The organism is Bradyrhizobium sp. SZCCT0148 (assembly GCF_018129985.1).
GTDB classification, from domain to species: Bacteria; Pseudomonadota; Alphaproteobacteria; order Rhizobiales; family Xanthobacteraceae; genus Bradyrhizobium; species Bradyrhizobium japonicum_H.
This window is the reverse complement of sequence record NZ_JAFCKT010000002.1, coordinates 1-23667: the sequence shown is the minus strand read 5'-3', so window position 1 is coordinate 23667 and position 23667 is coordinate 1. Positions and strand designations below refer to the sequence as shown.

General features: G+C 61.6%; 20 protein-coding genes and 1 tRNA gene. 8 read left to right on the top strand and 13 right to left on the bottom strand.

All coding sequences use genetic code 11. The features are described from left to right. Window positions 1–81: 81 nt before the first annotated feature. The 3 genes from JQ580_RS08510 to JQ580_RS08500 all read right to left on the bottom strand — a co-directional run bounded on the left by JQ580_RS08510 (window position 82) and on the right by JQ580_RS08500 (window position 3433). A complete protein-coding gene (locus JQ580_RS08510; RefSeq protein ID WP_212279312.1) occupies window positions 82–1716 on the bottom strand; it encodes an alkaline phosphatase family protein in 1635 nt (544 codons plus the stop codon). A gap of 108 nt (window positions 1717–1824) precedes the next feature. Then, entirely contained in the window at window positions 1825–2865 is a 1041-nt protein-coding gene (gene obgE / locus JQ580_RS08505) for a GTPase ObgE (protein WP_212279310.1), read from the bottom strand. Window positions 2866–2950: 85 nt separating this feature from the next. Next, entirely contained in the window at window positions 2951–3433 is a 483-nt protein-coding gene (locus JQ580_RS08500) for a MaoC family dehydratase (protein ID WP_212279308.1), read from the bottom strand. A 261-nt stretch (window positions 3434–3694) separates the two neighbouring features. Here JQ580_RS08500 and JQ580_RS08495 point away from each other — a divergent pair, with 261 nt between their 5' ends. Continuing rightward, window positions 3695–4609 carry a DMT family transporter gene (locus tag JQ580_RS08495; RefSeq protein ID WP_212280213.1) on the top strand — a complete coding sequence of 305 codons (915 nt, stop codon included), beginning with the start codon at window positions 3695–3697 and terminating at the stop codon, window positions 4607–4609. 3 nt (window positions 4610–4612) lie between these two features. Here the strand turns inward: JQ580_RS08495 and JQ580_RS08490 are convergent, their stop codons facing one another. The 3 genes from JQ580_RS08490 to rplU all read right to left on the bottom strand — a co-directional run bounded on the left by JQ580_RS08490 (window position 4613) and on the right by rplU (window position 6132). After that, entirely contained in the window at window positions 4613–5206 is a 594-nt protein-coding gene (locus JQ580_RS08490) for a GNAT family N-acetyltransferase (RefSeq protein WP_212279306.1), read from the bottom strand. Window positions 5207–5360: 154 nt separating this feature from the next. Beyond that, complete coding sequence (rpmA, locus tag JQ580_RS08485; protein WP_018459863.1) at window positions 5361–5630, bottom strand: 50S ribosomal protein L27; 270 nt, start codon at window positions 5628–5630, stop codon at window positions 5361–5363. 115 nt (window positions 5631–5745) lie between these two features. Next, window positions 5746–6132 (bottom strand): 50S ribosomal protein L21, encoded by a 387-nt coding sequence (gene rplU, locus JQ580_RS08480; protein ID WP_212279304.1) that lies wholly within the window; start codon window positions 6130–6132, stop codon window positions 5746–5748. 333 nt (window positions 6133–6465) lie between these two features. On the opposite strand from rplU, the gene JQ580_RS08475 reads away from it, so the two are divergent. The 4 genes from JQ580_RS08475 (at window position 6466) to JQ580_RS08460 (ending at window position 11127) form a co-directional block, all read left to right on the top strand. Beyond that, complete coding sequence (locus JQ580_RS08475; RefSeq protein ID WP_212279302.1) at window positions 6466–7605, top strand: ROK family protein; 1140 nt, start codon at window positions 6466–6468, stop codon at window positions 7603–7605. A 614-nt stretch (window positions 7606–8219) separates the two neighbouring features. Further along, window positions 8220–8309: transfer RNA gene (locus JQ580_RS08470), tRNA-Ser, on the top strand. 280 nt (window positions 8310–8589) lie between these two features. After that, window positions 8590–10305 (top strand): site-specific integrase, encoded by a 1716-nt coding sequence (locus JQ580_RS08465; RefSeq protein ID WP_212279300.1) that lies wholly within the window; start codon window positions 8590–8592, stop codon window positions 10303–10305. Between the two features lie 483 nt (window positions 10306–10788). Next, window positions 10789–11127 (top strand): DUF3644 domain-containing protein, encoded by a 339-nt coding sequence (locus JQ580_RS08460; RefSeq protein WP_212279298.1) that lies wholly within the window; start codon window positions 10789–10791, stop codon window positions 11125–11127. A 131-nt stretch (window positions 11128–11258) separates the two neighbouring features. On the opposite strand, the gene JQ580_RS08455 is transcribed toward JQ580_RS08460, so the two are convergent. From JQ580_RS08455 to JQ580_RS08425, 7 genes are all read right to left on the bottom strand, one after another. Beyond that, window positions 11259–12533 (bottom strand): DUF2130 domain-containing protein, encoded by a 1275-nt coding sequence (locus JQ580_RS08455; RefSeq protein WP_212279296.1) that lies wholly within the window; start codon window positions 12531–12533, stop codon window positions 11259–11261. Between the two features lie 151 nt (window positions 12534–12684). Further along, complete coding sequence (locus JQ580_RS08450; RefSeq protein WP_212279294.1) at window positions 12685–14253, bottom strand: AAA family ATPase; 1569 nt, start codon at window positions 14251–14253, stop codon at window positions 12685–12687. Further along, the gene (locus JQ580_RS08445) at window positions 14250–14516 is read right to left on the bottom strand and encodes a hypothetical protein (RefSeq protein ID WP_212279292.1); all 267 of its coding nucleotides are present in this window, start codon (window positions 14514–14516) and stop codon (window positions 14250–14252) included. Before JQ580_RS08445 ends, JQ580_RS08450 begins: the two co-directional genes overlap by 4 nt. Next, entirely contained in the window at window positions 14516–15193 is a 678-nt protein-coding gene (locus JQ580_RS08440; RefSeq protein WP_212279290.1) for a hypothetical protein, read from the bottom strand. Before JQ580_RS08440 ends, JQ580_RS08445 begins: the two co-directional genes overlap by 1 nt. Before the next feature lies 1 nt (window position 15194). Beyond that, window positions 15195–16154, bottom strand: a complete 960-nt coding sequence (locus JQ580_RS08435; RefSeq protein ID WP_212279288.1) for a hypothetical protein — start codon at window positions 16152–16154, stop codon at window positions 15195–15197. 179 nt (window positions 16155–16333) lie between these two features. Then, window positions 16334–16519 (bottom strand): hypothetical protein, encoded by a 186-nt coding sequence (locus JQ580_RS08430; protein WP_212279286.1) that lies wholly within the window; start codon window positions 16517–16519, stop codon window positions 16334–16336. Window positions 16520–17788: 1269 nt separating this feature from the next. After that, a complete protein-coding gene (locus tag JQ580_RS08425) occupies window positions 17789–19477 on the bottom strand; it encodes a methyl-accepting chemotaxis protein (RefSeq protein ID WP_212280212.1) in 1689 nt (562 codons plus the stop codon). 699 nt (window positions 19478–20176) lie between these two features. On the opposite strand from JQ580_RS08425, the gene JQ580_RS08420 reads away from it, so the two are divergent. The 3 genes from JQ580_RS08420 to JQ580_RS08410 all read left to right on the top strand — a co-directional run bounded on the left by JQ580_RS08420 (window position 20177) and on the right by JQ580_RS08410 (window position 23380). Continuing rightward, on the top strand, window positions 20177–20407 hold the full coding sequence (locus tag JQ580_RS08420) for a hypothetical protein (protein WP_311982326.1): 231 nt from the start codon (window positions 20177–20179) through the stop codon (window positions 20405–20407). 129 nt (window positions 20408–20536) lie between these two features. Continuing rightward, on the top strand, window positions 20537–20749 hold the full coding sequence (locus JQ580_RS08415) for a hypothetical protein (RefSeq protein WP_212279283.1): 213 nt from the start codon (window positions 20537–20539) through the stop codon (window positions 20747–20749). Between the two features lie 852 nt (window positions 20750–21601). Beyond that, complete coding sequence (locus JQ580_RS08410; protein WP_212279280.1) at window positions 21602–23380, top strand: caspase family protein; 1779 nt, start codon at window positions 21602–21604, stop codon at window positions 23378–23380. Window positions 23381–23667: the final 287 nt, after the last annotated feature.

Here is a 23667-nt window from a genome sequence, read left to right as displayed (position 1 = left end):
CACGCGCGACTTGCCGCAAGACATCGATGCCCGGGTCAAGCCCGGGCATGACGAATGGAGAGAGAGCCTCGCTCCGCTCACTCACATCTTGGCGCGCTGGGCGATGCCGTCCTTGATTGACGCCAACTCCGCCTCATCCCAGATGCCGATCAGCACCCCGCCCTTCACCTGGAGCTGGTTGTCCGCATAAGCCGCGATCTTCTCGCGCGGCGTGGTGATGTGGTCGTTCGGATGCAGCGCCCAGTCGAACAGCTCGGCCTGCAGCCGCGCGATGATCCCTGCACAATCCGGATCGTCGCCGCGATCCAGAAATTCCTCCGGATCGGTTTCGAGATCGTACAGCATCGGGCGGAAGCCTGACGCATGGATGTATTTCCAGCGGCCGTCGAACGCCATGAACAGGCGGCAGCGCTCGATCGGCTGGTTCAGCTTCAGCCGCACATCCTGCATGGCGTAGTCGTATTCGGAGAACGCGACCTTGCGCCAGTCCGGCGGCGTCGATCCGCGCAGCAGTGGCAGCAGCGAGCGTCCCTCGAGGATGTGGCCCGGCGCCTTGCCGCCGAAATAGTCGACGAAGGTCGGCGCGAGATCGATCGCCTCGACCAGCGCATCGCTGCGCGTGCCGCGCGTGGCGTCGGCCTCCTGCGAGGGGTCGATGACGATCAGCGGGATTTTTGCCGACTGCTCGTGAAACAGATCCTTCTCACCCATCCAGTGATCGCCGAGGTAATCGCCGTGATCGGAGGTGAACACGATCATGGTGGTGTCCAGCAGGCCGCGCGCCTCCAGGAATTTCATCAGCACGCCCATCTGGTCGTCGATCTGGGTGATCAGGCCCATATAGGTCGGGATCACCTTCTCTCGGGCCTCGTCGCGCGCCATGTTGCGGGAGTAGCGCATGTCCATGTAGGCGCCGAACACCGGATGCGGGTTCTGCCGCTCGCGCTCCGAGCGGATCGCCGGGATCATGTCGTCAGGCGAATACATGCTGGCGTAGGGCTCGGGCGCAATATAGGGCCAATGCGGCTTGATGTAGGACAGATGCAGACACCACGGCCGCCCGTCGGTCTCGGCCTCGCTGATGAAGTCCATCGCGCGGCGCGTCATGTAGGGCGTTTCGGAATGCTCGTCCGGCACCCGCGCGGCCTTGTCGGCGTGTACCAGCAGCCAGCCGTTCTGCAACGAGCCGTCCTCCGCCGCGCCGGAATTGGCCCAGTGCTCCCAGGGATTGCTGGCTTCGAAACCCTGCTGGCGCAAATATTCGTCGTATTTCGGGCGCGGCCGGCCCGTCGGATGCAGGCCGTCGTCGCGTTCATAGGGTTCGAAGCCGCATTCGGCGACGTGCACGCCGATGACGGATTCCGGCGGAATGCCGAGCGCCTTCATGCCTTCGAGGTCGGGCGCCATGTGGGTCTTGCCGACCAGCACGTTGCGCACGCCGATCTTCTTCAGGTGATCGCCGAGCGTGGGCTCGCCGACGCGTAGCGGCCAGCCGTTCCAGTGCGAGCCGTGCGAGCGCATGTAACGCCCGGTGTAGAACGACATCCGCGACGGCCCGCAGATCGGCGACTGCACATAGGCCTTGCTGAACAGCACGCCGCGCTTAGCCATGGCGTCGATATTCGGTGTCTTCAGCGTGGGATGGCCGGTGCAGCCGAGATAGTCATAGCGAAGCTGGTCGCACATGATCCAGAGAACGTTCTTCGCGCGCGCCATGCTTCCTCGCTCCGGCATTTCTTGATGTGCCGGATGCTGCGCTATCAATGGCGCGAAGACAACCTCTGCCGGAGGGAGAGGCGGGGAGAGAGCGTCGCTCGACGACGCCTAGGCCGACCACGGCTCCGCTTCGGCCGCGCTCTTGGCCTTGGCCGACACCGGGGCCTCGCCGATCACCGCGACGAGGGCGCGCAGGGCTTCCTTGACGCCGTCGCCGGTGACCGCTGACATCAGCAGCGGCGTCTTCTTGGCGGCGCGCTTCAAGCGCTCCTTCTGCTTCTTCAGTTCGTCCGGCTCGACCGCGTCGATCTTGTTCAGCGCGACGATCTCGATCTTGTCGGTGAGCTGGCCGCCATAGGCGTCGAGCTCCTTGCGCACCGTCTTGTAGGCCTTGCCGGCGTGCTCGCAGGTTGCGTCGATCAGGTGCAGCAGCACACGGCAGCGCTCGACGTGACCGAGGAAACGGTCGCCGAGGCCGGTGCCTTCATGGGCGCCTTCGATCAGGCCGGGAATGTCCGCCAGCACGAATTCGCGGCCATCGACGTTCACGACGCCGAGCTGCGGATGCAGCGTGGTGAAGGGATAGTCGGCGATCTTCGGCCGCGCCGCGCTGACCTTGGACAGGAAGGTCGACTTGCCGGCATTGGGCATGCCGACGAGGCCGGCATCGGCAATCAGCTTCAGCCGCAGCCAGATCCAGCGCTCCTCGCCGGGCTGGCCGGGATTGGCGTTGCGCGGCGCGCGGTTGGTCGAGGTCTTGAAATGCGCGTTGCCGAAGCCGCCATTGCCGCCCTCGGCCAGCACGAACTTCTCGCCGACCTCGGTGAAGTCGTGGATCAGGGTCTCGCGATCCTCGTCGAAGATCTGCGTGCCCATGGGCACCTTCAGCACGATGTTCTTGCCGTTGGCGCCGTGGCGGTCCGAACCCGAGCCGTTTTCGCCCTTCTGGGCCTTGAAATGCTGCTGGTAGCGGTAGTCGATCAGCGTATTGAGGCCGTCGGCGACCTCGATGATGACATTGCCGCCGCGGCCGCCATTGCCGCCGGAGGGACCGCCGAATTCGATGAACTTCTCGCGGCGGAACGCCACGCAGCCGTTCCCGCCGTCACCGGAGCGGATATAGACCTTTGCTTCGTCGAGGAATTTCATGGGCCATAGGTAGGCCAGCAGGTCCCCTGCGGCAACCCGGAGAGACCCGCAAAAGCGGCGAATTTCCGCGAATTGCGGCCCTTGCTTAACCCGCCGGCCGGCGTCGGATCAGGAATTTCTGCAGTCCCTCCAGCACCAGCTCCTTGCGCTGGTTGAACACGGTGCTGCGGAGTGTCACCGCACCGGTGGTGCGGCCCGGCACCAGCTCGGTGACCTCGAGTGCGGGGTAGATGGTGTCGTCGGCGTAGACGGGCTTGAGGAACCGGCTCGACTGTTCGAGGAAGCCGACCAGGGACTCCTCGACCATGAACGGAAACAGGCCGGCGCCGGGCGCGGTGTGGATCAGGGTCTGGAAGCCGTGCGCCAGCAGATGCGGCATGCCGCGGCGGCGGCAATATTCGACGTCGTAGTGCACGGGATGGGTGTCGCCGCTCGCGGTCTGGAACGCGGCGAAGATCGCCGAGGTCTGGGTCCGGCTCGGGATCACGAAGCGTTCGCCGACGACGAAATCCTCGAACCAGCGTTGCGCCGGGATCATGCGGTGCCGGGAAGGATCGAAGTCGCTCATGCCATGCTCTCTGCTCGTGGTCGGCTTATCGCTACCGCGGCGCGAAGACTGCGACAATCCGGTCAATTCGTCTTGCGTGGGCTTGTCGCGGGCGCCAGCGTCATTAAAACGACCGCAAGCGACTCTATTCGCCAGTTTCCGACGCTCTCTCACCGTCATTGCGAGGAGCGAAGTGACGAAGCAATCCAGACTGCCGCTGCGGCGACAGTCTGGATTGCTTCGCTTCGCTCGCAATGACGAGCCCAAACTCAACGCGTGGCAATGCCCCTCTTCAAGAACCTCTCCGCCTATGACGATCGCTCCGCGCGCCTTGCCGGCATCGGGCTGATGGTGCTGTCGATCTTCATGTTCTCGTTCGGCGACGCCATGGGCAAGTTCCTGGTGGGCACCTATTCGGTGGGTCAATTGCTGTTCCTGCGCGCCTGCGCGGCGCTGCTTTTGCTGTCGCCGCTGATCTGGACGCAGCGGCACCAGTTCCTGCAGCTGGAGCGGCCGGGCCTGCAGCTGTTTCGCGTCGTGCTCTCGACTCTCGAGGTTGCCGCCTTCTTCCTCGCGACCGTCTATCTGCCGCTTGCCGACGTCATCACCTATTATCTGGCCGGGCCGATCTTCGTCACCGCGATGTCGGCGATCTTCCTAGGCGAGAAGGTCGGCTGGCGGCGCTGGACGGCGATCCTGATCGGCTTCTGCGGCGTTCTGATCGCGCTGCGGCCGTCGGCGCAGACCGTCAGCCTGCCGGCGCTGATCGCGCTCGGCGGCAGTCTTTCTTTCGCGACATTGATGCTGATCACGCGCAGCCTGCGCAGGACGCCCGACATCGTGATGGCGTCATCGCAATTCGTCGGCACCTTCACGCTCGGTGCGGTGCTGTCGGCCTTCAACTGGGTGCCGCCGACGCCGGGCAGCCTGGTGATCTTCGCGACGGCCGGGCTGATCTCGGTGACGGCGCTGTTCTGCGTCAACCGCTCGCTGAAGCTGGCGCCGGCCAGCGTCGTGGTGCCCTATCAATATTCGATGATCGTGTGGGCGGTGATCTTCGGCTTCGTTGTGTTCGGCGACGTGCCGTCGATCGCCACGCTCGTCGGCGCCGCCATCATCATCGGCGCCGGGTTCTACATCTACTTGCGCGAGCGCGATCTCGGGCGGGCCGGCGGAGACGTGAATCCGCCGGCGTAGGCCCTACCTCACCCGTCGTGCGCTGCTCCAGCTCTTCAGCGACGACCACACCCCGCGCGAGAGGCGGAAGCAATCGACCGGCGTCGAGGAGCCCAGCGCCAGGAAACGGTGCAGCTGCACGCCGCTCCACTGGAAGCCGCACTTCTCCAGCACGTTGCGCGAGGCCGGGTTGGTGACGCGCGCGCCGGCATAGAGGTGCTCGTCCGCGAATTCCTCGAAGAAGAAGTCGATCGCGCCGCGTGCGGCCTCGGTGGCATAGCCGCGGCCCCAATGCTCGACGCCCAGCCAGTAGCCGAGCTCGGCATTGCCAGGCGTGGAGCAGTCGATCCCGACCATGCCGACCGGCCCTGAATCGTGCTCGATCAGGAACACGGTCTCGCTGCCGAGCGAGGCGGTGGCGCGGATGAAGGCGATGGCGTCGTCCTGCGAATAGGGATGCGGCAGGCGGCGGGTATTTTCGGCGACGCGGCGGTCGTTGGCGAGCCGGGCGATGGTCTTCACGTCGGCCAGCGTCGGCCGCCGCAAGGTCAGCCGTTCGGTGGCGACGACGCTGGGTCTCGCCTCGGCCAGGGTCGCGCTCGAGAAATCCTGCAACATGTCCGGCTCCGTGAAAGTCACTAAGTCAAAGTGAGCAAGTCAAAAGAAAAGGGGAGGCCGGTTTCCCGCCTCCCCCTTGGAGCCTTCGATCTCAATGATCTCAAGGACTCCGCCGGTTCGGTAGGACCCGGCGGACTCCGATGTGATCCGCCGTCTATTCAGCCGCCTCAGCGAGCGGGAGTACCGAGATGAAAGTGCGGCCGTTGGCTTTGGCCTGGAACGTGACGCGACCCTCGATCTTGGCGAACAGAGTGTGGTCCGTGCCCATGCCGACATTAAGGCCGGGATGCCAGGTGGTGCCGCGCTGACGCGCAATGATGTTGCCGGGAATCACGACTTCGCCGCCGAACGCCTTGATGCCGAGGCGCTTGCCCTTGGAATCGCGACCGTTGCGCGATGAACCGCCTGCTTTTTTGTGAGCCATGGTTCGTCTCCGAAATCCTGCGCAAGATGATGCGCTTGTCTAGATCAATTCCTTGACGGAATCATTTCAAAATTTCTCACGCATCAATTCGTGAATTGGCGTGATCGATTTCGCGTTACTCGGCGGCTTCCGCTGCCGGCTCCTTTGCCACCTTCTCCCGCTTCGGACGCGGGCCCTTGGTGGGCTTGGCGCCGTCTGTCAGGATCTCGGAGATGCGGAGCACCGTGATCTCGTCGCGATAGCCGCGCTTGCGGCGCGAATTCTTGCGGCGGCGCTTCTTGAACGCGATGATCTTGGGGCCGCGCTTGTGGTCGAGCACCTCGACCGCGACGGACGCGCCTGCGACCGTCGGAATGCCCAGCACCGGCGTGTCGCCGCCGAGCACCAAGACTTCGCCCAGCTGGATGATCGAGCCGACTTCGCCTTCGATCTTGCCTACTTCGAGAACATCATCCGGCACGACGCGGTATTGCTTGCCGCCGGTTTTGATGACTGCGAACATCGTTTTTTCTCCGTGTTCAAATCCCGGCCTCGCGACGAACATCGTCCGGGCCGGCTTTTTGTCAGTCGCTATGGGTTTATGCGAGTTTTGTGCGGGCGGGAGTTATCCCTTTGAAAACCCACGCAAAAACAAGCGGCGCGAGAAACGCCCCGCGCCGGTTGCAGGACTTATAGCCGCCAACGGCGCCAAGTCAAGAAAAAGGGCGCGAAAAACGCCCGGATTTGAAGGATTTGGCCCCGCCTGCGGCATTCGGCCAAATCGCCTGCGGCTTTGCAACAAACCGGTTCCCCCGCAGTTGTACCGGCCGGAACCAATCAGCGGGCAAGGGCAACCATGGCAACGGACGAACTGGTCAAGACGACGACGGGCATTGCCCATCACGGCGCCGGGCGGCTGCCGTCGGTGGAGATCGACAGCTTCAACATCGAGATGAAGGACGAGGACGGCTTCCTCGGCGACCGCGCCAGCAGGGGCGCCTTCCGCGACATCCTCGAGCGCTGGCGCAAGCCGCTGCGCAAGTCCGGCCAGGACCCGTTCGGCAAGGAGCCGACCGATGAAATCAGCAAGAAGACGCTGGATGACATCCTGGTCGGCGACGACGTCGAAGCCTCCGCGGTGGTGCACAGCGCCATCGAGGAATTCGCCCAGGAGCTCGCCTATGTCACGCGGCGTTTCCTCAAGAGCAAGGCCTGGGCCAAGACCGAGCGCATCGTGGTCGGCGGCGGCTTCCGCGATTCCCGGCTCGGCGAGCTCGCGATCGCGCGCACCGAGATCATCCTCAGGCACGAGGAGCTCAAGATCGAGATGGTGCCGATCCGGCATCACCCCGACGAGGCCGGCCTGATCGGCGCGCTGCATCTGGCGCCGTCATGGATCTTCGAGGCCCATGACAGCATCCTCGCCGTCGACATCGGCGGCACCAACATCCGCTGCGGCCTGGTCGAAACCGGCTGGAAGAAGGCCAAGGACCTCACGAAGGCCAAGGTCGTGAAATCCGATCTGTGGCGCCATGCCGACGACGAGCCGACGCGCGAAGGCGCGGTGAAGCGGCTCACCAAGATGCTGAAGGGGCTGATCGCGGAAGCCGAGAAGGAGGGCTACAAGCTCGCCCCCTTCATCGGCATCGCCTGTCCCGGCGTCATCAATGCCGATGGATCCATCGAAAAAGGCGCGCAGAATCTTCCCGGCAATTGGGAGAGCAGCAAGTTCAACCTGCCGGCGAGCCTGCTCGAGGGCATTCCCGAGATCGGCGAGCACGACACCGCGATCCTGATGCACAATGACGGCGTGGTGCAGGGCCTCTCCGAAGTGCCGTTCATGCAGGACGTCGATCGCTGGGGCGTGCTCACCATCGGCACCGGCCTCGGCAACGCCCGCTTCACCAACCGCCGCAAGGACAACGGCAAGGAAAAAGACAAGGACAAGGACTCCGAGACCGGCAAGAAAAAGGGCAAGGACAAGAAGGACGACTAGCCCCTTGCGCGACGAGCCCCGTTCGCCGCCACGCCCGAGGTCGACTCCCTCTCCCGCCTTGCGGGAGAGGGCTGGGGAGAGGGCTGCCTCCGCATTGGGGCTCTCTCGCCAAACACCGTGACCACCCCCAGCCCCCGGGTAACCTTGACCAGTTAGCTTAACGCCCGGATTGCATTGCGGGATGCCCCCCGCACGCTACGGTCGAATCGTCGCCTCACCTGGCCGGCGAAGCCGCCCTTCCCAGCCAGTATTTCAATGAGCGGCACCGGGACCGCCAGTGTTTACCGCGTCTGGCGGTCCCACCCCGTTTTTTTCGAGGCGATGAATCTCAGTGCCCGCCCCAAAGGCGGTGCGCCCCCTCTCCCGCTCGCGGGAGAGGGTTGGGGAGAGGGTGTCACCGCATTGGGGTTCTCGAATCGGCCCCCACCTCGCGCCCGACAAAAACGCGTCAAACCGGCAATCGGCCCGCCTTGCCCCCGCATTCGGGCCGGGAAGAGGCGGACAGAAGCCAAAACACCGAGCGGATTTTCCCCTCTCCCGCCTTGTCTGGCCCGCCATCCTCGCCTATTAACGCCCCCAACCACAGGGGCCCTGCTCCTTCCATGGCGCCTTCAGGAGAGGTGGCAGAGTGGTTGAATGCACCGCACTCGAAATGCGGCATAGGTGCAAGCCTATCGGGGGTTCGAATCCCTCCCTCTCCGCCAGTTTTCAAATCCTATCCGCCACTTTCTGCTCGTGAGAAACCCTTGAAAAATCGCGTGTCCGGCTTGCGTGAGTGTGCAAGTGCCGAAGCGTGTATCCCCCGAGGTAGTCCATCAAGTAGTCCACGGTCATGCCGCCTCGAAGGCGGCTAGCAGCAGCCGTCGGCGAGGCGCGCCAACCTATGTTGTTCGCCGGCTTTCCACGTATTTCTTCCAGATCCGGCCACCCCGCGATCTTGCGGGTGACGGCATCCCATGCGCTCCTATCCGGGTGAGGCTCGGCGTGCTGCCCAAGAGGGAGGCGCACCGCCGCGCCGCCTGGCTGGGGACCCTGGCCCAGGCGGGGTTCGGGGAATGGAGGCGGCACTTGGAAGGTTACGCGTACAGCCAGTTTCCGCCGAGCGAGGTCGGCTTCCCAAAGGGCGATAGCCCCGAGGAGTTCTTTGCGAATATGATGGCCTTTCTCAACGAGGCCGCCGCGAAGCTCGAGAGGCCGGCGCCGCCGCCGGTGTTTTCGCCGGCCGCCATGCGCGACCTCGCCGCCATCCAGGAGGCGGTGGCCATCGAGCAGGAGGTCAAGAAGGGGGACGCAGGCCACCCCACGGTAACCGCGCGGGCCGACCTGCTCCGAAAGGACGTTTGGGATCGCTGGCGCGCCGGCGAAGGGCTGCCTCAGGTCCGCGAACCCCTTGCGGAGGCCATCGGCAAGCTGGCCGAGGTTGCCGATCGGCAGCTCAAGCTTCTCGAGCAGGGCGCAACGATCCACCCGCCTTCAACGATCCACGCGGCTGTTTCGGAAGTGGTGGATCGCCGCGTGGTCCAGCCCGGGGCAGCGGCCCTACTTCCCGCCCAGCCCGAGGCGGTTGGGCCGTCTCCGCTCTTCAGCCAGATCGAGGACGAATACATCACGATCCGCAAGAACGGTGGTGCGTCCGACGGTACGATCAGCACGGCCCGCTGGCGTACCCATGTCTTCAAGACGCTCGTGGGTGACCGGCCTCTCCATGCGTACATGCCGATCGACCTGCAGAACTACGTCAACGAGCTCCAATACCTGCCGCTGCAATTCTCGCAGAAAGGCGATCAGACCGAAGAGCTGCTCGCCATGGGCATCGCTGCGGCGATCGCCAAGAACAAGAAGGAGCGTTGCTACGAGCCGATCGCGCTGAAGACGATGCAGGATGGCTATGTGCAGATCGTACGCGCCATCATCCACGCTGCAACCGGCCTTCATCGTTTGCGTGACCCTTTCCAGGGTTTCCGCGTGCGATGGCCCGACAATGCCAAGCCTTCGGTCAAGCGTGAGAGCATCGACTATGAGACGCTGAACCGCGTGTTCCGGCTGGGCGTGGACTCAGGTTATCTGGACGACGCCATGCTGGGCCCGCTATGTCTGCTGTCGACGCGCCGGATCGGCATTCTGCCGTGGATCCGCGGCAGCGATTTCGGGACGAAGCACGGAGTGGACATCATCCGCGTCAACGGGATCGTGTTCGACAAGACGGACGGCATCTATCGGCGCGTTCCCTACAAGACCGACGAAAGTCTCCGCTTCTTCGTTCTGCACAGCGCGTTCCGCAAGTGGGGCTTCGTGGACTGGGCGATCGAGCAGGGTGACAATTTCCTCTTTCGCTTGCTGCAGACATGCAAGGATCCCTCGGACACCGCGTCTGACCGGATCAACAAGCTCCTGAGGCGCGGCGGCGCCGCTGGGATGAACATCGAGGTCGGCCAGTCGCTCCGGCATGGCGGCAAGGACATGCTGATCGAGGAGGATGTCGACACCACGACGACCCGGCTTCAGATGGGCCACCGCGCCAGCGATCCTCATGCCGGTTACGGCACGCGAGCCGAGTTGCGCCGCAAGCAGTGCCAGGAGTTGGCAAATTTCGAACTGCCGAAGGAGATCGACTGGTCGATGTTCGAAGGGTTGGATTTCGAAGCAATGGCATCGACCCCGAGGAGAGCGGGGCGGCCCAAACGGGAGGCGGCTCCTTAGTTCACATAGTGTTGCGGCGCTAGTCCGCGCATAGGGTTGGTTGGTGCTTCCTTTGCTCTGTGCAGCCGCGGTCCGATCGCAGCAGAGAGCCGGGGCATTGCTCCGGTAGCACAACTTAGTCAACGAGCGTTGTCACCATATTTTTATGAGGAATCGGCCGACAAGAGGCACAGCGTGAGTCAAATCGACTCAGTGAGATCGCGTGATAGCCCCTCACTTACCTCGCGGTTGAACTGCAAACTATGCGAGCAATCCGGCTGACCGGACCGCTAAGCGAGGAAAGACCCCGAGTTAAGGGCGCGAGACTCAGAAACGGGTTGGGGGTAGGGGGGAGAGCCGCAAACCGCTGGCATGAGGTCACGTCTCAAATTCGTGGGCCTCAATGAAATTAGCGCCGGGCTCGCCGCGATCCACCAAAATCTGGACCGGATGCCAGCTAGAATCGATACTATGGATTAGTGCAACTCAACCGATTCGCCTCCCATGCGCCGCCCACGTTATGGATACCTCGTCGAAAAAGCGACCCAAGCTGCCATTGCTTCAATCGAGGTCTACAATAAGCCCGGCTTCAAATATCGAGAAGAAACCTTCGCAATTTTGATGCTCAATGCGTGGGAGCTGCTGCTCAAGGCGCGCATTCTGAAGGCAAACCGCAGCAAGCTTCGGTCGATTGAGGTCTGGGAGCCCAAGACCACGAAGAAGGGCAGCGGTAAGCGGCTCTCGCCAAAGAAGAACCGCGCTGGCAACACGATGACGATCGGAGTGCCCGCCGGGACGCTGCCTCTGCTTGAGTGTGGGACTAACTGGAACAAGCCTGTGTAACAAACTTGAGTTCCCGAAAATAAAATGCAATAAAAACAATGGCGTAATGGTCTGGCCAGCCAATCCTTTCCTGGGCACCAGAAACACTCTGGCGCACCAGTGCCAGCCCCTGTTCCGGCCGTTTCTAACGGTTACTCCGCCGCTTCCCCCTTCGACTCGATCATCAGCACGTCCAGGCTCTCGATCTCCTGCATGGCGCGGCCGGCGATGCCCTGAATGTCTCCGTACAAGCCGGCAGTGGATTCCAAGACGCCCCTGAGCTGCTCCTCGCGCTTGGCCCAGAGGCGCGACATGGTAGCGCGCTCGCGATCGAGGTCCTTCTGCATGTCGGTGAACTTCTCGACGATGGCCTCGATACGGTGACGAAAGCGCGGACCGGTCAGGTAGCTGTACACGATCTCGGTCTTGGTCTGCTGACCTTCCTGTGCTTGGCGGCTTGTGGCGACGTCGATCAGCAGCTGCCGGAGTGCGACAGCGAGAGGAATTGCAAAGCGCGGCCCTGCCACCCAGACATTTTCGATCAGGTCGAAACCCTCGACGTCCTTCGGCAGAACGGTCGAGACGATCAGCGCGAGCTCCGCTTTCGCGGCGCGCTGGTCATCCCGCAATTTGCCGAGCCATGCCGGATTCCAGGCTTTCGTCCGCTTCAATTCCCACAGGATGGTGCCGCAACGCTGGCCGTTGGCGGAGACCACGCCGTGCACCACGTCGCCGCCGAACTCGCCTTTGGGGACCGGCTCAATCAGGTCGCCGTGGAAGCGGGCCCGGAGCAGGGACTCGAGCTCTGCTTCGAGCGATTCGCCCTGAAGCTGCTGGGAACCCTGGCCCGCCTTGCGGCGGAGATCTTCGATCTGGCGCTGCATGCCCGCGAGCTGGGCCTCCTTCTCGGCGACCTTCGCCTTGAGCGCGTCTTCAGCCTCGAGCCGCGCTTTGTCGCGCACCGCAACGAGGTTCTCCTGCACTTTCTTCTCAACGGTCAGCTCGACCTCGCGCTTGGCGACGTCGAGTTCACGCTGCTTGCGGAGCATCTCGGCCTGAGCCTGCTGAGCTTCGGCAAGCTTGGCGTCATTCGCGGCGAGCAGGTGCTGCAGGTCGGCAAGCTGTTGATCCCGACGGCCGAGATCATCAGCCAGCGCCAAGCGGGCCCTCTTAGCCTCGGCCTCCGCGATGGCGGTGCGTTCGACCGCCATCCTGGCCGCGATCTGCTCGTCGACGGTCTCACGGGCCTTCGCGAGCTCGGCCTTCGTTTGCTGGAGCTGTGCCTCGCGGCGGCTGAACTCGGATTCCTTGGCCGCAAGCTGCGCCGCAAACTGCTCGCGTGCGGCCACGATCAGGGGCGCCGCGAGGGACTCTGTCAGCTTGATCTCAGTGCCGCACTTCGTGCAGGTGATCTGGGGGTCGCTCACCAGATGGGTCCTTTGATGGTGAGGCGTGAGTGTATCTTTGTTTCCGGCATGATCCGGCGTCGGGGGAATGGTTATCCCCGGCAATCGGGGTAGCCGTGGGAACGGCGATACTCGGTGGGAAGCGGGCTTCTCGTCGGGGTCTCGGCTCATATTAATTCCTCGTGGCACTGAGATCGCGTTCGCGCAGGATGACCTCCACAATGCGGCGCAACCGGCGCACGGAGCCGCCCTGCCACAGTTTGGCGACCGCGACGTGTTCGTCTTCGTCGAGGGGCTGTATCCAGCGCTGATCGAGCCCGCGGTCCTTGGCGAGGTCCACCATCACAGCCGGCAACAAGGCGTCCAGGTCCTCAGCGGCCGGCTTGGGGAACGTCACGACCACGAACCGGTCACGGATCGGGCTGGGCAGCGGGTCCAGATTGTTGGCGGTCGCGATGAAGGAAAGTCGCGATAAATCTACGTTGATTTGGAGTGCCGGATCAGGGTAGCGCGAGCTCGATTCGACGTCGGTAAAGCTCAACAAACAGTCCCACAGGCGGCCCACCGACAGGTTCGAGCTGGAAGGCGCTTTTTCAAGCTCGTCCAGCAGCACCATGGGGTTCGCAGTCTTGCTTCGGACAACCGCAAGAAAGGGATGAGAGGGCTCGGCGGTATGCCAGCGCCGGTCAGTGCCTGCGAACGCCGCATCTGCCCGAGAACAATCCGTTCGCCAGACGTGAAGACCAAGAGCCTGGCCTATACTGCGGGCGAATCGCGACTTACCTCCGCCTGGCTCGCCGACCAAAATAATAGGACGGAGCTGAACGACACGGCGGCCAACAAGATCAGACAGAACCAAGTCGATGACGCGTTCTGCGTAGGGAAACTCAAGCAGCAGTTTGCGGCGCACTTCATGCAGCGGCGGCACGGTGACCAAGGGCAGCGGCACGTTGATCAGAGTCTTTGCAGATCCAAGAATTTCTTTGATCCGATAATTCTTCATCTCGTCGGTACTCAGGCGGGCGACGATCACGTGATCCGGGGGCAAATTGTCGTCGTCGGATGCGTTTCGAGGCAAAGGCTCCGCGTCTTTCTGGGCGGCATTCGTGGCCGAGCGCAGCGCTTCCTTCTGGGACTCAACACCCTCTTTCCATGCGGCGGCAATACGATGCTCCACCATGCGCGAGCCGAGGCGAAGCGCATTCGCAGCGGCCGATTCGTGTTTGGCGACCATATGCGCGCAAATTGGCAGAGCCGCCCAACCAAAGACAAGCCGCTCGATTTCGCAGCACAGCCGATCATCGCGACTGCGAATATTCTCGAAGGCCAGCAGCAGCGCCTTTGCGACCCGAAGGTAGTGCTTGGAGTGAAAGCCCTCGCGGGGCGCGGGCAAGCACAGCAATCGGACAGAATCTGACAAGCTGCGCAGATTCGGATCGTTATCTTTCACCGCGCGACGATCGAGCTCGGTTGCAAGCGCAAGCCCCGCGTCAACTTCGAGCGGAACGTCCGATCCAACGTTCATCACGAGGTCCGGGCAAAGTTCGTGAATTTCGGCGATGAGGCGTTGTTCGATGTGGCTGGCGTGGTCCCCGATCAGCTTTGCGTACCGCAAAACACGGGGCAAACTTTTCAGGTGATCTTCGGAGTCGGCCGAATCCGCGGCCGCGCCCGTCAACACGTCATCGCTTGCGACCGTCGGCAAGCCGAAATTGTCATCCTTGTCGCCGGTGCTGCTCATCCGACTTCGACCACCATAGTATTTGCAGGCGGGGATCCGAGGCCAACTTCGTCTTTCAAGCCACGGCGGTCGCAATCGTATTTGCCGAGCATCACCGGGATCGGGACGTGAGGCGGGATGGTGCGGCGCTGGCGCTCGAAGGAGCGGATCGCGCCGTCTTTGGCATGGTCAGCCGCGATCACAACCCCGAGGTTGGGCGCGATCATGATGGGCTTGATCGGGTGTACACCGGCCTGGAGATCGGGCAAGATCTGGATCTTCATTAGGCCGGATCCACTTCAATGGCCGACCCATCGTCTTCCAAGTGCGGAACGGGCATACTCTCCGTCTTCGTACCCTTGATGGAGCCGCACGACAGCCGCCAATCATTTTCCGCGAGCCAGGACGCCGAGAGCTCGGCCGCAAAAGGATTATCGGGGCGGGTGTGCCGAATGACGTAAGACAGGACCAGGGCTGCCGCGATATCGCCGCTCAACGCGCTCACCATCAAAGAGCTCATGACGATGTCGACTTCGAGCGTCGCCTCTGCAATCGGCACCAAGTCAAAGGCCTCGGCGATAGCGGCCGCCGGATTGCCGATCAAGGGAATCATGTGGCCGTTACCGGGGCGCATGAGGCTGATCTGGCCGAGGGTGGCGTGCAGCACGAGATTCTCCGTCTCGCGAAGCATTTCGCGGGGCAGCGTCCGCCACCAAGCGAGCGCAGGGGCGTCTTTCCGGTCAAACGGCCATGCCGTCGACGACGGCTTAGTGCCGATCGACGAGACGTTACCCGTCCCGTCGGCGGCGATGCCTGCCGTTCGCCCCCAATGGGACTGAGCGAATTCGTCGGCCACGTACGACCGGACGCTGCTCGAATTGGTGATCGCAACGGGGTCGCGGTGCCGGAGCAAATGCTCCGACACCGGCAAGGACGTGAAGTTCACGGGCGTGCTCGCCATGTCAGGTGCCCAGGACGAACGGACCCGGGTCGGTAATCGGCACCCACTTGTTGCTGGCGACGTGGGCGCCCGTCACCACCTTGGCGGCGATGCTCGGCGAGGGAAACCACACCGAGACCGTCAGGCGCTGGCGATCCCTGAGGCCCGGAATGTCGGCAAGCACGCCGGCATCCAGCAGCTCCTCCCGACGGGCGTGGAGGATCGGGTTGACGCTCGGGTTGGTCTCCCGGCGCAGCTCCGAACCCGCCGTGACGACGAAGCCGGCGTCCGCATAGCAACCGCGGGCCCAGAGGTCGCCGTACGCGAGCTGATACTCTTCGGTGCCGGCGTTGCGGGTGAGGACGCCGATTTCGATCGGAGCAGCGTCATCCTCAGAGATCGGCGCGAGCGGCTCGCTCAAGTCGTCCGGCAGCGTGTTCGGAGCCGCGGGGTGGTTCTGAAACGCAACGCATCCCGCATCGAACAAAAGGCGTTCTGCGATCTTGGCCATCTTGAAATAGGTGGTCGCGTGACGCAGAGAGGGGTCGATCGCCTGCGCACCCGTGCCCTTCTGAACCGTGATAACGCCTGCATCTTCGGCCACGCGCGTGAGGTGGGCCTGAAGGTACAAAGCCGCCGTCTTGTCGAGCGGGTCGAGGCCGCACTTGGTGATCACAAAGACCTCAACGGCGAAGCCCTTGCTCGGATCGCAGCTGTGATCATAGAGCCTGCGCCCGATCCGGCTCGATTCGCCCAAATAGATGCGGCGGCGGTTCGAGAGCAAGCCGGAGAGCACGTAGGCCGCCGTCATCATGGCGCGAGCCGGGATGATGTCCCGAACCATCGTCATGGGAAACGCGGTCACCGTGAGACCCGTGAGGTCGTCGATTGCTTCCCGCACGCCGAGGATATCGGAGCCGCTACGGTGGATGAGGGTGGACGTGGCTTCCATCATGGAAGCCGAAGCGCGGAAAAACGACATGACAAAATCCCGTCTCTGTGAGAGGGATCGGTGACCAGGCCAGTCGCGATCACGTCATCGACCGTATGCCGTACGGACATACGGAGACGTTCGCCACCGCGACGCGATGGCGACCGCCAACAGGATCGAAGATGGATCGCGCCGGCTTTTGCGAGCCGGCTAGGCCGATCAGCCCGATCCTAATTGATGGAGTTGACGATGGTGGAGGGCTTGGCCTTCGTGCTCAGGGCACCGCCCGGATCGGGCGCCGGGGTGCCGATCGCGGTCGACATCGTACCTCCCGGCACGCGGAAATCCGTGCCGGTCATCGAAACAGAGTTGTGGGAGTTCTGCCCCGAATCGGGGCTATAGTTGCGCTTAGCCATGACTGACTCCTCCAGAGCCGGTTGTGGTTAGGCCGTCGTTGGTGCTTCCAACACCAGCGGCGGCCGCCTTCGCAAGGATCGCGATAGCGGACATTATGTAGTGCGATCGTCGCCGAGCGCCAGCTCCGGGAGCTCTTATACTTTGGATGGTTAATGTTCCTTCGTGGGCAGTGCGCGCCTTGAGGCCGAAAGCAGTTCTCTTGATGCCGCGTCGCTGCATTCATGCATTGACCGTTGCGCCCTAGCCTTCCGCGCTCCTTCCGCTTAACCCGGCGGACCGCAATAAAGCGGTAAACCTCACAGTCTCCACATAGCCGACCTCGGGATATCCGAGATCCTAAAGCCTTCGCGCATCGTGAGTTTGGCACCTTCTTGCACTCACGAGGTTCGGCTCTCTGGTACCTGCCAGGCCAGCGGCGTCAGGAGATCGATGAAACCGCTCACTGGACGAGGAGCGAGTCCCCGGGAGAATTCGGAAACTGGCTGCCACGGTAGATAGAACCCCGCTGGTGAGGGAACGCGGAATAGCGGGGGGAGGGGAAGTCCCCGGCTGTTGAGGGGCTCAGGCAAGACCTGAACGGCCGTCAGAGCGCCTGTCTTGTCTTGATAGCCATGGTGTACCGGCCAAGTTGCTCGACTAGGCCAACGATCGTTGGGGCACGCTTGTTGATCCGGGCACAATGTGGCGCCGGTTGCGGGTCAAAAGCCGCGCTGATCCACTGTTCGTCGATTGCGCCGCGTTCGGCTTCCGGTCTGCGAACTGCTCCTCGTGCTCTCGTCCGGACTTCGGAAGAGCGGCCTCCGCCTTTTCGCCCCCTTCGAGCTTTCTTCGCCCCGAAGCGTCCTCGCGATCGCATTCGGAGTCACGGCGCTCTGCCGGCATCAAGTGACGATTTTCCCGCCAAGCCACGTTCTTTCAGTCTGCAGCCGCCGCTGTCTCTGTACTCGAGCGCCGCCTCGACAGAATGGTGTTGCGAGGGCCCGCTGGCGCGGAATTCATTTTCTCCGTCCTTGGAATTCAGAACGCCCGCTTCGAAGGCTCTATGCCACTTAGCCGTGACTAGGCGCAGGTCCAAGTTGAGCATACGCGTTGTGATGCGCGCGAATTCACGACAGCCAGGATGCCTTTTCATCGCTTCCGCGCTGGGTCTCACGGAGGTCCATTTATCGCGCCAGAGCGGACCAAATTTGCTCAACCTGAGTTCTTCGGGTTTTGACCCACAGTGGACTCTAGGGCCAGCCCTAGCGTGTGATCTGGCGTTCATCCCGCTAAGCTGCCCGAACTGAGCTTAAGAATTTGCCGACCTCGAGCTTTAGTCGATTGCTGTCATGGGAGAGTGACTGAGCAGCCGATAACAGTTGAGACGACGCGGAACCCGTTTCAGTCGCCCCCTGCTGCACGTCGGTGATGTGAGTCGAGACACCATGCGTGCCCTGAGCGGCTTGCTGCACGTTTCGCGAGATTTCCTGCGTAGCAGCACCTTGCTCTTCAATCGCCGCTGCAATCGTAGATGAGATTTCGGAAAGCCGCTCAATAGTTCCGCTGATCTGCCGGATCGCGGCAACCGATTCATCAGTTGCGCCTTGGATAGACGTAATTTGCTGACCGATTTCTCCAGTCGCCTTTGCGGTCTGTTCCGCCAGGGCCTTTACTTCGGAGGCTACAACAGCAAAGCCGCGTCCGGCGTCGCCCGCGCGGGCAGCCTCAATTGTAGCATTTAGCGCGAGCAGATTGGTTTGACCCGCGATTGTGTTAATCAATTCCACGACGTCGCCAATGCGAGACGCGGCTTTGGACAGCGTGCCGACGCGTTCATTTGTAGCCCGAGCCTGCTGCACGGCCTCACTAGCAACCCGCGCAGACTCCTGAATTTGTCGACTTATCTCAGTGATGGAGGATGCCAGCTCTTCACTCGCGGAAGCAACAGACTGCACATTTGTGGAGGCTTCTTCGGACGCCGAGGCGACCATCGTCGTCAATGTTTGCGACCGCTCGGCGGTTCTTGTCAACGTTGAGGCGGAAGCTTCAAGCTCCGTTGAAGCTGTGGAGACCGTCTCGACGATTTCACCAACAGCGCTTTCGAAAGCGTCAGCTAAATTGCGCATGTCGCGCTTGCGCTGCTCGGCGGCCGACTTCTCCCCCTCGGCCTGTGCTTCCCGCAGTCGTTCAGTCTCAATCGCGCTTTCCTTGAAGACCAGAACCGCACCGGCCATCTTGCCGATCTCGTCCTTGCGATCGACGCCGTCGATTGCGACAGCCCGGTCGCCGCCCGCAAGTCGCCTCATGATATCTGTCATCGCCACGATTGGTCTTGAGACACTCGCGATGATCAAGTATCCCATCAGAGCGCAAAGCCCGGCGGCTACCGCCAAGGCGCCCAAAATCCACATCCGGGCGGAGCGGAAAATTTCGGCGCCTTTGTCCGCTTCCTTCTTGCCCGCATCTACATTGAAGGCGAGAACATCGGCGAACCCCTTGCGGACGGGCCTGAAGTCCTCGGCCATTTTGCTCATGTAGAATTGCGCGGCCTCATCCCGGTTCTTCTTCGCGAGATCGGCAAGCTGCCTGCCGTTTTGCAGATAGGTCGCCCAAGCCCTCTTGAGAGGTTCTACGATAGCCATCTCAGCCGATGTAGTAACCGTGGGCTCGTATTTCTTCCAGACCTGGTCAAAATCTTGGAGCGTTTCTCCTATCAGTCCTTCCGAGCGAGCTACCTCGCTCGCACTTGACGAGAGGACCAACTGCCCTTGGCGCTGCCGCACTTGCTCGGCGGACTTGGAGAGCGAGCCAAGCCATCCAGTCGCGGGCAGCCAATTGTCGCGGATTTCGGCCGCCGAGTCATTCACTGACCCCAGGCGATCAACGGCGAAGGCGCCTAGGCCTAGCGCCACGAGGACCACGACGGAGAATGCCGAGAGAACCTTGTTTCGAATCGAAATGTCCGTGAGGCGCATTATAGTACCTACTTGACTGAATTTTGTTCAACTTGTAAGCCAGCGTAGGTTTGTACTCATTGAGAGTGAGTAAATTTTAGCATTAATTATAGGCAAATGCCGATTTTCTAAGCAACCATTGGTGCGCTTGTGAAAGCGACGCCACCTCAGCATTCATCAACTTCTCCCCGGAGAGGGATCAAGCGCCTTCTGAACTGTCAGTTGGGGCAAAGTGCTGCGACATGTTCAAAGCCCGTGGGCCGGAATTCCCGAACTCAGGCGAGATCGACGCGATTGACGAGTCGCCTGGAGGAATTTCAGCTCCGGGCGCTCCCGGAACGTGCATGACCCTCTTGAGTCACACGGCTCCCGATGCTCGGCCGTTGCCATGACGGACCTGACTTCCCACGGCCGAAAACCGGCGCTGTTGACCCTAGGCTGACACTTTTTGGATCGCTTTTTGAGTGCGCAAAAGGCCCCGGGTGCGTGCTAGCTGTTTCTGACCTCGGTGGCGTAATTTGAATTTGCGAGTGGCTCAGTTGAGTAGGTCACTCAGTTTGAGTAGGTTTTGAAGATTAATTATTTCCCGCATCGTATCAAAAGATGTAGAACCAACCCCGGGGGTAAGTCATTATCCCTTCATCACGGAGCGGACCTCGGCTTTTGTCCGTGATGAGAACGCCCCTGCGCTCCCGCCTTCCTCAAACGGAAAAGGAGCGCGCTGTGACGATCATTCCTCGGCGTCGTTTCAAACAAACAAAATCACTCAAGGAACGGCTTCTCGAAGAAGCTCACAAGCTCTTGGAAGAGGCCAGATTGCTGCCGCACGGACCGGTGCGCGACGCGGCATTATTGAGAGCGAGGCAAGCAGAGACTGCCGCTCATATGGACGACTGGCTCAACTCGCCCGGCCTACGGCCGCCGAAGAAGGACGATCTCCCGGGGCCGAAGTAAGGCCGCCTCGGTGGATGGCCTCTTTCGAAGGATGCTGAGCAGGTAGTCCAAGCGCCGCAGAAACGGCGCATCTGCTCACTGCACTTTTCGCCCGAGGTCTCTCAGGAGCGAGTGGAGAAAATCACTCGCATGGTCGTACCGCGCGCCGCCGCTCGCGATTTCACGGGCTCGTGGCTCAACTACACTGCCGACGGTTTCTGGACCGAGTTGGTCAGCTTTTTCGGACCATTTCTGCAGCAGGCGATCAGGAATATATTCCGCAGACCCGAACAACCTCAAAAGGCATTCCTCGGCTCCGGCTTTGTGATCGTGATGAGCTTTCGCCGCGTAGAAAGCGAATAGTCCACGAAAAGCATCACGGGAAACGGCTGGTTTTGCCATTGCAATGTCCCCGCAGAATTGAATTCTCAACGAAGAGGCCACCTAGAAGGCGGCCTCAGGAGTTCACTAGGCTGATCTAAAAAACACGTACTAAAACCCCTGCCGCAGCGTTGCCGTTGCTTCAGAACCCGGGTGTAAATCGATGCGAGATGAACGCCAGCCCCGGTCCTCAGAACCATGCCAAGTTGACTCGCTTCTGCCAACAAGAATCTAACTACTGTCGGGAAAAATCGGCAATCCCAATCTATGTCAGTTTATTTGACATACGCACCAAGCCGTTCGGCAAGCTAATTTCATATTGATCATCAGGCACGTCTCGACGAATTCGGCGATTAGGTCATAGCAAAAGGAAAGGGCCTCTGGTGGACGAACAACCCGAGGCACCTCTGGTGCGAAGGTCGGCGCCTCGCCTGTTTACAGCCGCAGCTGGACTAGAGCTCGTACTCATAACCCCGATCGGCTCGCGGCGCGGAGCGGTGTGTTCAGTCCTTGAGACCGGACAAGGCGAGAGACAGCTGTCCCTTTGAAACCGCTTGTTTGGTGGCCCCCTCGCACGGCATTGCCAATTCCGCTTTTGGCCCGAATGAGAAGTTTAGGCAGCGTCCCCGGTAGTCAGCTCATGGAGGTAAGCGAGAAGAAAGCGGCGGACCCGCCGAACGGCGATCATGAACCAGAGCGGACTCAGTGGTTCTGGGTCTGGAGTCTGGGGTCCTCACGAGGCGCCAACCCCAATAATGTGATAACTGTCACATAAGCCCCGCTTGCCTTTGGGCAGTCTATGCATAGGCTGCGCACATATTACCGGGGACTGAAATGGGCGCTTTTCGCTGGTTTTCTTTGATCGTTTCCATTTGGCTTATGTGCGGCCCGGCCCATGCGGAGCGCCGTATAGCATTGGTGATGGGCAACTCGGCCTATAGGAGCGTTCCAAAGCTCTCCAACCCGGCGAACGATGCCGCCCTGATTGGGGGCATGCTCAAGAAGGCCGGATTTGATTGGATCGACATCAAGACAGACCTGAACGCTTCGGAGATGCGCAGGGCCCTGCGCGAGTTCGGCCAACGTGCGCGAGATGCTGAAGTGGCCGTGATCTACTACGCCGGTCACGGCATCGAACTTGATGGGACCAACTACCTCATACCGACCGATGCAGCCCTTGAGACCGACAGTGATGTTCTCGACGAGACCGTGGCGCTTGACCGGGCGCTGTTCGCTGTCGAGCCCGCGAAGCAGCTTCGGTTGATCATACTCGACGCCTGCCGCGACAATCCTTTCGCCAAGACCATGAAGCGAACAGTTGCTGCCCGTGCCATCGGTCGCGGCCTCGCCAAGATCGAGCCGACCAGCCCGAACACGATGATTGCGTTCGCGGCGAAAGCCGGGTCAACGGCGTCCGATGGCGACTCAAAGAACAGCCCGTTTGCGGCTGCGCTTGTCGAGCGGCTGCCGACACCCGGTCTGGACCTCCGCAAGGCGTTCGGCTTCGTCCGCGACGATGTGTTGAAGAATACCAGTTACAAGCAGGAACCGTATGTCTACGGCTCGCTAGGCGGTGATGACGTGGCGCTCGTTGCAGCAAAGCCGTCAGCAACCGGCCCGCAGGCCAGCCCGGACGACGTTGTTCGCCGGAACTATGAGCTAGCCCTTCAACTCGGCACTCGCGAGGGCTGGAACGTGTTCCTTGCCCAATACCCGGATGGCTTCTACGCCGGGCTTGCCAAGGGTCAACTTAACAAAATCGCGGCGGAGGAGGCCCGTTCAGCGGCGGTGGAGAAGGCTCGGCAGGCCGAAGATGAAAAAACGAGGCTCGCCTCCGACCACGCTAGGAAGACCGAACAGGACAAGGCCGCCGCCGCCGCCAAGGCTGCTGAAGATGCGAGGCTCGCTGCCGAGAAGGCCAAACAGGTCGAGGAGGCCAAAGCCGCCGCCGCCGAGCAGCGCCGCAAGGAGATAGAGGCCGCTGTTGCGAAGGCTCTTGCCGATAAGCAAGCAGCAGAAAAAAACATAGCCGATCATAAGATTGCAGCCCTCCCATCGCCTGCACCCTCCCCTGAACCGGTGCAGTCGCCGCAACAACTCACGAAAGCGGTACAGTCCGAACTGCGGCGGGTCGGCTGTCTTGTAGATCCAGAAGAGGGAAATTGGGGTGCCAAGTCACAGCGCTCCCTGACCCAGTTTAACAAGTATGCCGGGACCAAGCTCAACACGACCCTCGCAAGCACCGATGCGTTGGATGCGATCAAGGTTAAGTCAGGACGTGTCTGCCCCTTGGTGTGTGATCATGGCTTTAGGGCCGATGGAGACGCCTGCGTGAAGATTGCTTGTCGCGCTGGCTATCGAGTCAACGATGACAACGAATGCGAGAAGGCACAGGACAAGAAGCCTGTCGTTACAAGGGACGAGGCGCGCAAGCGGGATACTGAGCGGCGACAGGTCGAGTCCGCTCCATCGAGTAAACCGCAAGCCTCTGGTCAGTTATTCTGCAATTCCGCCGGGTGCCGTCCTGTCGGCAAAGGATGCAGAGTAGAGGCCGCTCCCGTCAGTGATCAGACCTCCCCGATGGCTGGCCGCACCAGAGAGGTATGCAATTAACGCACTGTTCCCGAAAGAATTCGCCAACGTCTGCCCTAAGCGGCGGTTGAAAGATGTCTGCTATTGCGCCGCTGCCGGGAGACAAGCGGACATCAGGGCTCCGGGCCGAAAATGGCGAGATTGACCCAAAGTGGACATTCTGAAATCGCCGTTTATGCTATCGGCGTGTATAGGCTGCCGAGCACAACTGCGGTAAAGATGGGAAGGATCGTACGCCTCCGACGAGGGCCGTCTTGCGTGACGGGTGGTAATTCGCGAAGCGTGTGACCTTAAGTCTAGCTTTAAGG

Coding starts and splice junctions, on each gene's coding strand:
- JQ580_RS08510 (WP_212279312.1), bottom strand. CDS start 1,716: ATGGCGCGCGCGAAGAACGTTCTCTGGATCATGTGCGACCAGCTTCGC.
- obgE (WP_212279310.1), bottom strand. CDS start 2,865: ATGAAATTCCTCGACGAAGCAAAGGTCTATATCCGCTCCGGTGACGGC.
- JQ580_RS08500 (WP_212279308.1), bottom strand. CDS start 3,433: ATGAGCGACTTCGATCCTTCCCGGCACCGCATGATCCCGGCGCAACGC.
- JQ580_RS08495 (WP_212280213.1), top strand. CDS start 3,695: ATGCCCCTCTTCAAGAACCTCTCCGCCTATGACGATCGCTCCGCGCGC.
- JQ580_RS08490 (WP_212279306.1), bottom strand. CDS start 5,206: ATGTTGCAGGATTTCTCGAGCGCGACCCTGGCCGAGGCGAGACCCAGC.
- rpmA (WP_018459863.1), bottom strand. CDS start 5,630: ATGGCTCACAAAAAAGCAGGCGGTTCATCGCGCAACGGTCGCGATTCC.
- rplU (WP_212279304.1), bottom strand. CDS start 6,132: ATGTTCGCAGTCATCAAAACCGGCGGCAAGCAATACCGCGTCGTGCCG.
- JQ580_RS08475 (WP_212279302.1), top strand. CDS start 6,466: ATGGCAACGGACGAACTGGTCAAGACGACGACGGGCATTGCCCATCAC.
- JQ580_RS08460 (WP_212279298.1), top strand. CDS start 10,789: ATGCGCCGCCCACGTTATGGATACCTCGTCGAAAAAGCGACCCAAGCT.
- JQ580_RS08450 (WP_212279294.1), bottom strand. CDS start 14,253: ATGAGCAGCACCGGCGACAAGGATGACAATTTCGGCTTGCCGACGGTC.
- JQ580_RS08445 (WP_212279292.1), bottom strand. CDS start 14,516: ATGAAGATCCAGATCTTGCCCGATCTCCAGGCCGGTGTACACCCGATC.
- JQ580_RS08440 (WP_212279290.1), bottom strand. CDS start 15,193: ATGGCGAGCACGCCCGTGAACTTCACGTCCTTGCCGGTGTCGGAGCAT.
- JQ580_RS08435 (WP_212279288.1), bottom strand. CDS start 16,154: ATGTCGTTTTTCCGCGCTTCGGCTTCCATGATGGAAGCCACGTCCACC.
- JQ580_RS08430 (WP_212279286.1), bottom strand. CDS start 16,519: ATGGCTAAGCGCAACTATAGCCCCGATTCGGGGCAGAACTCCCACAAC.
- JQ580_RS08415 (WP_212279283.1), top strand. CDS start 20,537: ATGGTCGTACCGCGCGCCGCCGCTCGCGATTTCACGGGCTCGTGGCTC.
- JQ580_RS08410 (WP_212279280.1), top strand. CDS start 21,602: ATGGGCGCTTTTCGCTGGTTTTCTTTGATCGTTTCCATTTGGCTTATG.